This is a genomic window from Ottowia sp. (genome assembly GCF_035325765.1).
Taxonomy (GTDB): Bacteria; Pseudomonadota; Gammaproteobacteria; order Burkholderiales; family Burkholderiaceae_C; genus Ottowia.
Genome location: NZ_DAOKZG010000012.1, coordinates 61,687 through 69,856, shown reverse-complemented (window position 1 = coordinate 69,856; position 8,170 = coordinate 61,687). Strand labels below are relative to the sequence as shown.

Below are 8,170 nucleotides of genomic sequence, written 5' to 3'. Positions count from 1 at the left end.
GGCGCGGTTGAGCAGCGGGCGGTCGATCGAGTTGTTCAGCTCGTCCCAGCTTTCCTGGTCGATGCCCTGGACGAACAGGTTGGGGTCGTAGCTCGGCTTGCTGACCAGCGCCAGCACCTCGCCGTTGCGTGGATCGATCGCCACCAGCGCGCCGCGGCGCTCGCCGTACAGGTCCTCCACCAGCTTCTGCAGCCGGATGTCGAGGGTGAGCTGGATCGACTCGCCCGGCACTGCCGGCTGCACCCCCAGGCGCCGCACGGCGTGGCCGCCGGCAGAGGTCTCCATCTGCTGCACGCCGGTGGTGCCGTGCAGCAGCGGCTCGTAGCTGGCCTCGATGCCGAGCTTGCCGATGTAGTCGGTGCCGCGGTAGTTGGCGGCGTCGTCGGAGTCCTCGATGCGCTCCTTTTCCTTCTGGTTGATGCGGCCGATGTAGCCGATCACGTGGGCGCCGGTCTCGCCCAGCGGGTAGGTGCGAAACAATCGGGCCTTGATCTCGACGCCGGGAAAACGGTAGTTCTGCACCGCGAAGCGCGCCACTTCCTCGTCCGTCAGGTGCACGCGGATCGGCAGCGAGTCGAAGCTGCGCGAGTCCAGCCGCAGGCGCCGGAAGCGCCGGCGATCGGCGGCGCTGACCTCGACCACGCTGCCGATGGCGTCGATCGCCTCCTCCAGCGGCCGGTCCAGGCGCGAGGGCGTGATCTCCAGCGTGTACGACTTGTAGTTGGTCGCCAGCACCACGCCGTTGCGGTCGACGATGTCGCCGCGGTTGGGCACGATCGGCACGAAGGCCGTGCGGTTGGTTTCCGCCTGCCGCGCCAGATCGTCGTGGCGCAGCACCTGCAGCGTGTACAGGCGCCAGCCGACCAGGCCGAAGGCCAGCAGCACCAGCAGTGCGACGGCGAGCAGCCGCAGGTGGAAGCGGTCCAGCTCGGCTTCGACGTTGCGCAGCTCGGTCATGGTTCGCGCGCTCGAGGTTGGGGGGCGCAGCAGGCGTGCATCCTGCGCTCAGACGTCGCCGCGCGGCCTGGAGTTCCGATCGTCGTGCGACGCGGAACGGCGAAATGACACCGGTTGGCGCCGGCAGGACGAAATGAGGAATGTCCGGTCGCCGCCGCATGCCGCGCCAGGACACGGACGGTGGTCCGGGGGATGAGGCCGGGAAGCGGGCCGGGCGCGCGAACGCCGGGACCGGGCCGGCGCCGGCCCCGGGTGTGGTCCCCCTGGGGCGCTGAGGCTCGCGGCTGCAGGCCTGCCTGCGCAGGTCTGGACGGGCCGAAGAACCGCTGCCTCGGGCGGCGAGCGCCCAGTGTGCAGCACCACAGGGAGGATGTCATATCGGCCGGTTGGCGTCGGGATCGGGCGCGCGCCGCTGGGGGGCCAGCAGCAGCGCGCTCACGGGCAGCCACAGCAGCGCCTCCAGCACGGGGGCCAGCAGCGCATCCCAGCCCGGAAAGCTGGCGCCGCCGATCAGCCGCAGCACGATGGTGATGGCGTGCGCCGCGGCGAACAGCGGCAACAGCTGCACCGCCTGTCCCGGCATGGAGAACCACAGGATGCGCCGGTGCAGCATGATGGCGAAGTAGATCAGCACGGTGTAGGCGAGCGCGTGCTGGCCCAGGCGAGCCGCCTGGTGCACGTCCAGCATCAGGCCGAACACGAAGGCCGCCACCAGGCCGACGCGGCGTGGCTGGTGGATGCTCCAGAACACCAGCACCACGGCCAGCCAGTCGGGCATCCAGGGCACGCGCCCGAGCGGCAGCAGGTCGAGCATCAGCGCCGCCAGCAGGCTGCCCCAGATGAAGCCGGGGCTCGCGGGAAGCAGCAGTTGCTGGCCGCGCGGCATGATCATCGCGGGCTCCTCCGAGGCTCGGCGTTGCGGCGCGTGCCGCCCGGGGACGCCATCGTTTCGGCGGCGGCGGGATCGGCCTGCGGCGGCGTGGTGTCGGGCGTGGGCTCGGGCAGCGGAGCCAGGATCATGACATGGCGCACACCCTCCAGGCGCGCCACGGGCTCGGCGCGCACGCGCAGGAAGCTGGAGTCTCCGTGGCGATCGACATCGGAGACCCGGGCCACCGGCAGTCCCGGCGGATAGATGCCGTCGATGCCGCTGGTGGCCAGCAGGTCACCCGGCTCGACGCTCTCGGACGAGGAGATGTAGCGCATCTCCACCGCGCCACCGCGTTCCGCCGGGTCGCCGTGGGCGACGCTGCGCACCCCGGTGCGGGTGTTGACCACCGGGATCACCTGGTCGCGGTCGATCAGCAGCGTGATCTCGCTGACGAACGGGTAGACGCGCGTGACCTGGCCGAGCACGCCCGATTCGTCCAGCACCGGCGCACCCAGGGCGATGCCCTGCAACTGGCCCTTGTCGATCACCACGCGCCGGCTGTACGGGTCGGTGGCGTCGTACAGCACCTCGGCTGCCTGCGCCGGGACCTCGAGGCGGTTGCGCAGGCCCAGCAATTCACGCAGCCGGGTGTTTTCCAGCAGCAGCTGCTCGACCTGGCCCGCCCGCATCGACTGTTCGGCCAGCTTGCGCCGTGCCGCTTCCTCGGTCTTGCGCGCGGTTTTCAGGTCGGTCAGGTAGCCGCCGAACTCGCGCGCCCACTGCACCGGCTGCAGCGCCAGCCACTGGGCCGGGTAGAGCACGGTGGCAATTGTCGCGCGCAGCGGCTGCACCAGGTGAAAGCGCGCGTCGGCGACCATCAGGAACAGGGCCAGCGCGGCCAGCAGCAGCAGGCGCGACAGCGACGACGGCCCTTGCTTGAAGAAGGCCGGCGGCGAGCGATCCAGCGTGTCCAGCGGCATGACGCTTCAGGCTGAAATCCGGCGAGAGATGGCCAATGCTAGAACAACCGGAGCGTTTCTTGAGGGCAGTGGAGCGGATGGAACCCGGATTCGTTCAGGACCCGGATCGGGGCCAGTCACGCCGTCGCTCAGAGGGTTGCGGAGCAGGCCATGCGCGGCCGCGCGTGGCCGGGGTCTCCCCGGCCACAGAGCGCGTCCCCTCGAGGGGCAGGCGCGCCAGCGCCACAGGGGTGGGCGTCATTCATTCGTGAAGATGCTGCCCAGCCGCTCCATGCGCTCCAGCGCCATGCCACAGCCGCGCACCACGCAGGTCAGTGGTTCCTCGGCCACCAGCACGGGCAGCCCGGTTTCCTCGGCCAGCAGGCGCTCCAGGTCGCGCAGCAGGGCGCCACCGCCGGTCAGCATCATGCCGCGCTCGGCGATGTCGGCGCCCAGTTCCGGCGGAGTTTCCTCCAGCCCCTTCTTGACCTCGGAGACGATGCTGTTGAGCGGCTCGGTCAGCGCCTCCAGGATCTCGTTGCTGCTGATGGTGAAGCTGCGCGGCACGCCCTCCGACAGGTTGCGGCCCTTGACCTCCATCTCGCGCACCTCGCTGCCGGGGAAGGCGCTGCCGATCTCCTTCTTGATCAGCTCGGCCGTCGGGTCGCCGATCAGCATGCCGTAGTTGCGGCGGATGTAGTTGATGATGGCGTCGTCGAACTTGTCGCCGCCCACGCGCGCGCTGCCCTTGTAGACCATGCCGCCGAGCGAGATCACGCCGACCTCGGTGGTGCCGCCGCCGACGTCGACCACCATCGAGCCGCTGGCCTCGGACACCGGCAGGCCGGCGCCGATGGCAGCCGCCATCGGCTCCTCGATCAGGTAGACCTCGCTGGCGCCCGCCCCCAGGGCCGACTCGCGGATGGCGCGGCGCTCGACCTGGGTCGAGCCGCAGGGCACGCAGATGATGATGCGCGGGCTGGGCTTGAACAGGCCGCGCGGGTGCACCATGCGGATGAACTGCTTGAGCATCTGCTCGGTGACGGTGAAGTCGGCGATCACGCCATCCTTCATCGGCCGGATCGCCTCGATGTTGCCCGGCACCTTGCCGAGCATGGCCTTGGCCTCGCTGCCCACCGCCTGGATCGTCTTCTTGCCCTGCGGGCCACCCTCGTGGCGGATCGAGACCACCGACGGCTCGTCCAGCACGATGCCCTTGTTGCGTACGTAGATCAGCGTGTTGGCGGTGCCGAGGTCGATCGCCAGGTCGGTGGAGAAGTACCGACGGAAAGCTCCAAACATGAAAACATCCTTCTGGGGCGCCGGCCGGCCCCAGGCACCGCCGCCCTTGCGTGGTTGCGCCGATCGTGTGTGAGACGAGAGAAATCTGGCGCCGCCGCAGCCCTGCTGCGGATGCGCGCGCCAAAGGTCGGATAATAACGTATTGCTCTCCCCGAAAGCCGTGTTATCGGGTGTCTGGGCGGCGCGTTTCGATTCCATTTTTCGGCTTTTCCTTCCCATGCCCCTGACCTCCGACGACATCGGTCGCATCGCGCGCCTGGCGCGGCTCGACCTGGACCCCGGACTGAGTGAGCGCATGCTGGCCCAGCTCAATGACTTCTTTGGCGTGGTCGAGGCGATGCGCGCAGTCGACACCACGGGCGTCGAGCCGCTGGCGCACCCGCTGGCGGCGGTGCAGGACGTGCAGTTGCGCTTGCGCGACGACGTGGTGACCGAGCCCGATCGGCGTGCGGACTACCAGCGCGGCGCGCCGGCCGTCGAGGACGGCCTGTTCCTCGTGCCGCGGGTGATCGAGTGATGGCGATGGGCGATTGGCACGATCAGACCGTGGCCGGGCTGGCAGCCCGCCTGCGCGCGCGCGAGGTGTCGGCGCTGGAACTGGCGCGGCACTTTCTGGCGCGCGGCGCGCAGCACGCCGACCTGAACGCCTTCCTGGCGCGCGACGAGGACGTGACCCTGGCGCAGGCGCGCGCCGCCGATGCGCGCCTGGCGGCCGGCGAGGCGCCGCGGCTCACCGGCGTGCCGGTGGCGCACAAGGACGTGCTGGTCACCACTGATTTTCCGACCACGGCCGGCTCGCGCATGCTGGCCGGCTACCGCTCGCCGTTCGAGAGCACCGTGACGGCGCGCCTGGCCGAGGCCGGCATGGTGTGCCTGGGCAAGCTGAACTGCGACGAGTTCGCCATGGGCTCGAGCGGCGAGAACTCGGCCTTCGGGCCGATCCACAACCCCTGGGACCGCACGCGCGTGCCGGGCGGCTCGTCGGGCGGCAGCGCCGCTGCCGTGGCGGCACGTCTGGCGCCAGCGGCCACGGCGTCGGATACTGGTGGCTCGATCCGCCAGCCGGCGAGCTTCTGCGGCCTCACGGGCATCAAGCCGACCTACGGGCGCGTGTCGCGCTACGGTGCCATCGCCTACGCCTCCAGCTTCGACCAGGTGGGCCCCATGGCGCGCACCGCCGAGGACTGCGCGCTGCTGCTGTCGGCCATGAGCGGCGGCGACCCGGAGCGCGATTCGACCGCGCTCGACCTGCCGCCGGAGGACTTCACGCGCGGGCTGGATGCCTCCATCGAGGGCCTGCGCATCGGCCTGCCGCGCGAATTCTTCGGCGACGGCCTGAACCCGGACGTGCGCGCCGCCGTCGAGGGCGCACTGGCCGAGCTGCGCCGGCTCGGCGCGACCCTGGTGGACATCAGCCTGCCGCGCACCGAGCTGGCGATCCCGGTCTACTACATCCTGACGCCGGCCGAGGCCAGCACCAACCTGAGCCGTTTCGACGGCGTGCGCTACGGCCACCGCGCGCGCTCCTTTGCCGACCTGACCGACATGTATGTCAGGAGCCGCAGCGAGGCCTTCGGCGAGGAGGTCAAGCGGCGCATCATCATCGGCACCTACGTGCTCTCGCACGGCTACTACGACGCCTACTACCTGCAGGCGCAGAAGCTCCGCCGCATGATCGCCGACGACCTGCAGCACGCCTTCGGCCAGTGCGACGTGATCGCCGGTCCGGTGGCGCCCAGCGTGGCCTGGCCGATCGGCACCCATGCCGGCGACCCGCTCGCCGCCTACCTGGCCGACATCTACACGCTGGCGGCGCCGCTGGCCGGCCTGCCCGCGCTGAGCACGCCGGCCGGCTTCGGCGATGGCGGCCTGCCGGTGGGCCTGCAGCTGATCGGCAACTACCTGCAGGAAGGGCGCCTGCTGAACGTGGCGCATCGCCTGCAGCAGGCGACCGACTGGCACACGCGCAAGCCCGCGGGCTTCTAGGATGAAACACCCCGTATATCGCTGCGCTCCACGTGCTCGCCGCCAGAGGCGGCGGCTCTTCGGCCCGTCCAGACCTGCGCAGGCAGGTCTGGAGCCGCGGGCCTCAGCCCCCTGCAAGGGGGACGCACCCAGTGTCCAGGGAGACCCCGGCCACGGGTGCCCCCGCCTGGCCTGCTCCGCGGCCTTTGGAGCCGTGGCGTTTCATGCGTCGCGGGCGGCGCGAAGCGCGGTGGAGCAACTGAAGTGAACCGCCTTCGAGGCTCCACTCGCTGCGCGATGTTGCGCCTCCCCCCTCAAGGGGGCGCAGCCTGTGGCCAGGGGGATCCGGACCACGGCTGCCACCGGCATGGCCTGCTCCGCGGCCGTCGCTACCGTGTTGTTTCATGCGTTGCAGACCTTGCAAGGCATCGTGGAAAACGCATATGTCCAGTGCCAAACTGATCCAGGGCTATGAAGTCGTCATCGGCTTCGAGACGCATGCCCAGTTGCAGACCAGAAGCAAGCTGTTCAGCCGCGCCGCCACCGCCTTTGGCGCCGCGCCCAACACCCAGGCCAGCGCGGTCGACCTGGCGCTGCCCGGCACGCTGCCGGTGATGAACCGCGAGGCCGTGCGCTGCGCCATCCGGCTGGGCCTCGCGCTCGGCGCGCGCATCGCGCGGCGCAGCGTGTTCGATCGCAAGAACTACTTCTACCCCGACCTGCCGAAGGGCTACCAGATCAGCCAGTTCGAGCACCCGGTGGTGCAGGGTGGCGAAGTGACATTTTTTGTCGGTGACAAAAAACGGACGGTGCGCCTGGTGCGCGCGCACCTTGAAGAAGATGCCGGCAAGTCGCTGCACGAGGACTACCAGGGCATGAGCGGCATCGACCTGAACCGCGCTGGCACGCCGCTGCTCGAGATCGTCACCGAGCCCGACATGCGCAGCAGCGAGGAGGCCGTGGCCTATGCCAAGGCGCTGCACCAGATCGTCACCTGGATCGGCGTGTGCGACGGCAACATGCAGGAGGGGTCGTTTCGCTGCGACGCCAACGTCAGCGTGCGCAGGCCGGGCCAGCCGCTGGGCACGCGGCGCGAGATCAAGAACCTCAACAGCTTCCGTTTCATGCAGCAGGCGATCGACTACGAGATCCGCTGGCAGATCGAGCAGCTGGAGGACGGCCGCCCGTTCCAGCAGGCCACCGTGCTGTTCGATCCCGACACGGGCGAAACCCGCGCGATGCGCAGCAAGGAGGACTCGGCCGACTATCGCTACTTCCCCGACCCGGACCTGCCACCGCTCTGCATATCGGAGCAGTGGATCGAGCAGGAGCGGGCGCAAATGCCGGAACTGCCGCGTCAGATGGCGGAGCGCTTCGTGGCCGAATACCAGCTGCCCGAGTACGACGCCGTGACGCTGACGCAGACGCCGGCCATGGCGGCCTACTTCGAGCAGGCCGCGCGTGCCTGTGGCGAGCCCAAGCTGGCAAGCAACTGGGTCATGGGCGAGGTGTCGCGGCGCCTGAACGCCGAGGAGATCGGTATCGAGGCGGCGCGCGTGTCGGCATCCCAGTTGGCCGAGCTGATCGGCCGCATTCGTGACGGCACCATCAGCAACGCCGCGGCGCGCCAGGTGTTCGAGGCGCTGTGGGCGGGCGAGGGGACGGGCGTTGACGCGCTGATCGAAGCCAAGGGCCTGAGGCAGATGCAGGACACCGGCGCGCTCGAGCAGATCGTCGACGCGGTGATCGCCGCCAACCCCGGCAACGTGGCCCAGTTCAGGGCCGGCAAGGACAAGGCGTTCAACGCGCTGGTCGGGCAGGTCATGAAGGCCAGCAAGGGCAAGGCCAACCCCCAGCAGGTCAATGTCCTGCTGCGCCAGCGCCTGGATGCCTGATTGCCGGTGATCGCTGGCGCCGCGCGCCACCCGGGACGCTTGAACCCAGAAACGGCCGTTGACCGTTTGCAACCTTCTCCAAACCCGCATGGCCATGGACGTTGGCAGCTTCTCTCCCGTTCACCCCATGGGTGTGCACGCCACACGCCCGCCAGCACCACTCTCGCCGCGCCTGCGTCGTTGATCGTCCTTGCAGGCACGAGCCTGCCGCGTCCTCTCCC

7 protein-coding genes are annotated in these 8,170 nt (G+C 69.8%); 3 read left to right on the top strand and 4 right to left on the bottom strand.

Features of this window, described 5'->3' with window-relative positions:
• The 4 genes from PKA16_RS06490 to PKA16_RS06475 all read right to left on the bottom strand — a co-directional run.
• On the bottom strand, nucleotides 1-957 hold a 957-nt coding region (locus PKA16_RS06490), incomplete at its 3' end, for a penicillin-binding transpeptidase domain-containing protein (RefSeq protein ID WP_324401570.1).
• A gap of 373 nt (nucleotides 958-1,330) precedes the next feature.
• The gene (gene mreD, locus PKA16_RS06485; protein WP_324401568.1) at nucleotides 1,331-1,849 is read right to left on the bottom strand and encodes a rod shape-determining protein MreD; all 519 of its coding nucleotides are present in this window, start codon (nucleotides 1,847-1,849) and stop codon (nucleotides 1,331-1,333) included.
• The gene (gene mreC / locus PKA16_RS06480) at nucleotides 1,846-2,808 is read right to left on the bottom strand and encodes a rod shape-determining protein MreC (RefSeq protein WP_324401566.1); all 963 of its coding nucleotides are present in this window, start codon (nucleotides 2,806-2,808) and stop codon (nucleotides 1,846-1,848) included. The genes mreD and mreC overlap by 4 nt, the downstream gene beginning before the upstream one ends.
• 237 nt (nucleotides 2,809-3,045) lie before the next feature.
• On the bottom strand, nucleotides 3,046-4,089 hold the full coding sequence (locus tag PKA16_RS06475) for a rod shape-determining protein (protein ID WP_324401564.1): 1,044 nt from the start codon (nucleotides 4,087-4,089) through the stop codon (nucleotides 3,046-3,048).
• A 217-nt stretch (nucleotides 4,090-4,306) separates the two neighbouring features.
• Here PKA16_RS06475 and gatC point away from each other — a divergent pair, with 217 nt between their 5' ends.
• The 3 genes from gatC (at nucleotide 4,307) to gatB (ending at nucleotide 7,949) form a co-directional block, all read left to right on the top strand.
• Nucleotides 4,307-4,606 carry an Asp-tRNA(Asn)/Glu-tRNA(Gln) amidotransferase subunit GatC gene (gene gatC, locus PKA16_RS06470; protein WP_324401562.1) on the top strand — a complete coding sequence of 100 codons (300 nt, stop codon included), beginning with the start codon at nucleotides 4,307-4,309 and terminating at the stop codon, nucleotides 4,604-4,606.
• Nucleotides 4,607-4,611: 5 nt separating this feature from the next.
• Nucleotides 4,612-6,075, top strand: coding sequence for an Asp-tRNA(Asn)/Glu-tRNA(Gln) amidotransferase subunit GatA (gene gatA / locus PKA16_RS06465; RefSeq protein ID WP_324401576.1), 1,464 nt, complete (start codon nucleotides 4,612-4,614; stop codon nucleotides 6,073-6,075).
• Nucleotides 6,076-6,497: 422 nt separating this feature from the next.
• Nucleotides 6,498-7,949 (top strand): Asp-tRNA(Asn)/Glu-tRNA(Gln) amidotransferase subunit GatB, encoded by a 1,452-nt coding sequence (gatB, locus tag PKA16_RS06460; RefSeq protein WP_324401560.1) that lies wholly within the window; start codon nucleotides 6,498-6,500, stop codon nucleotides 7,947-7,949.
• The last annotated feature ends 221 nt before the right edge of the window (nucleotides 7,950-8,170 follow it).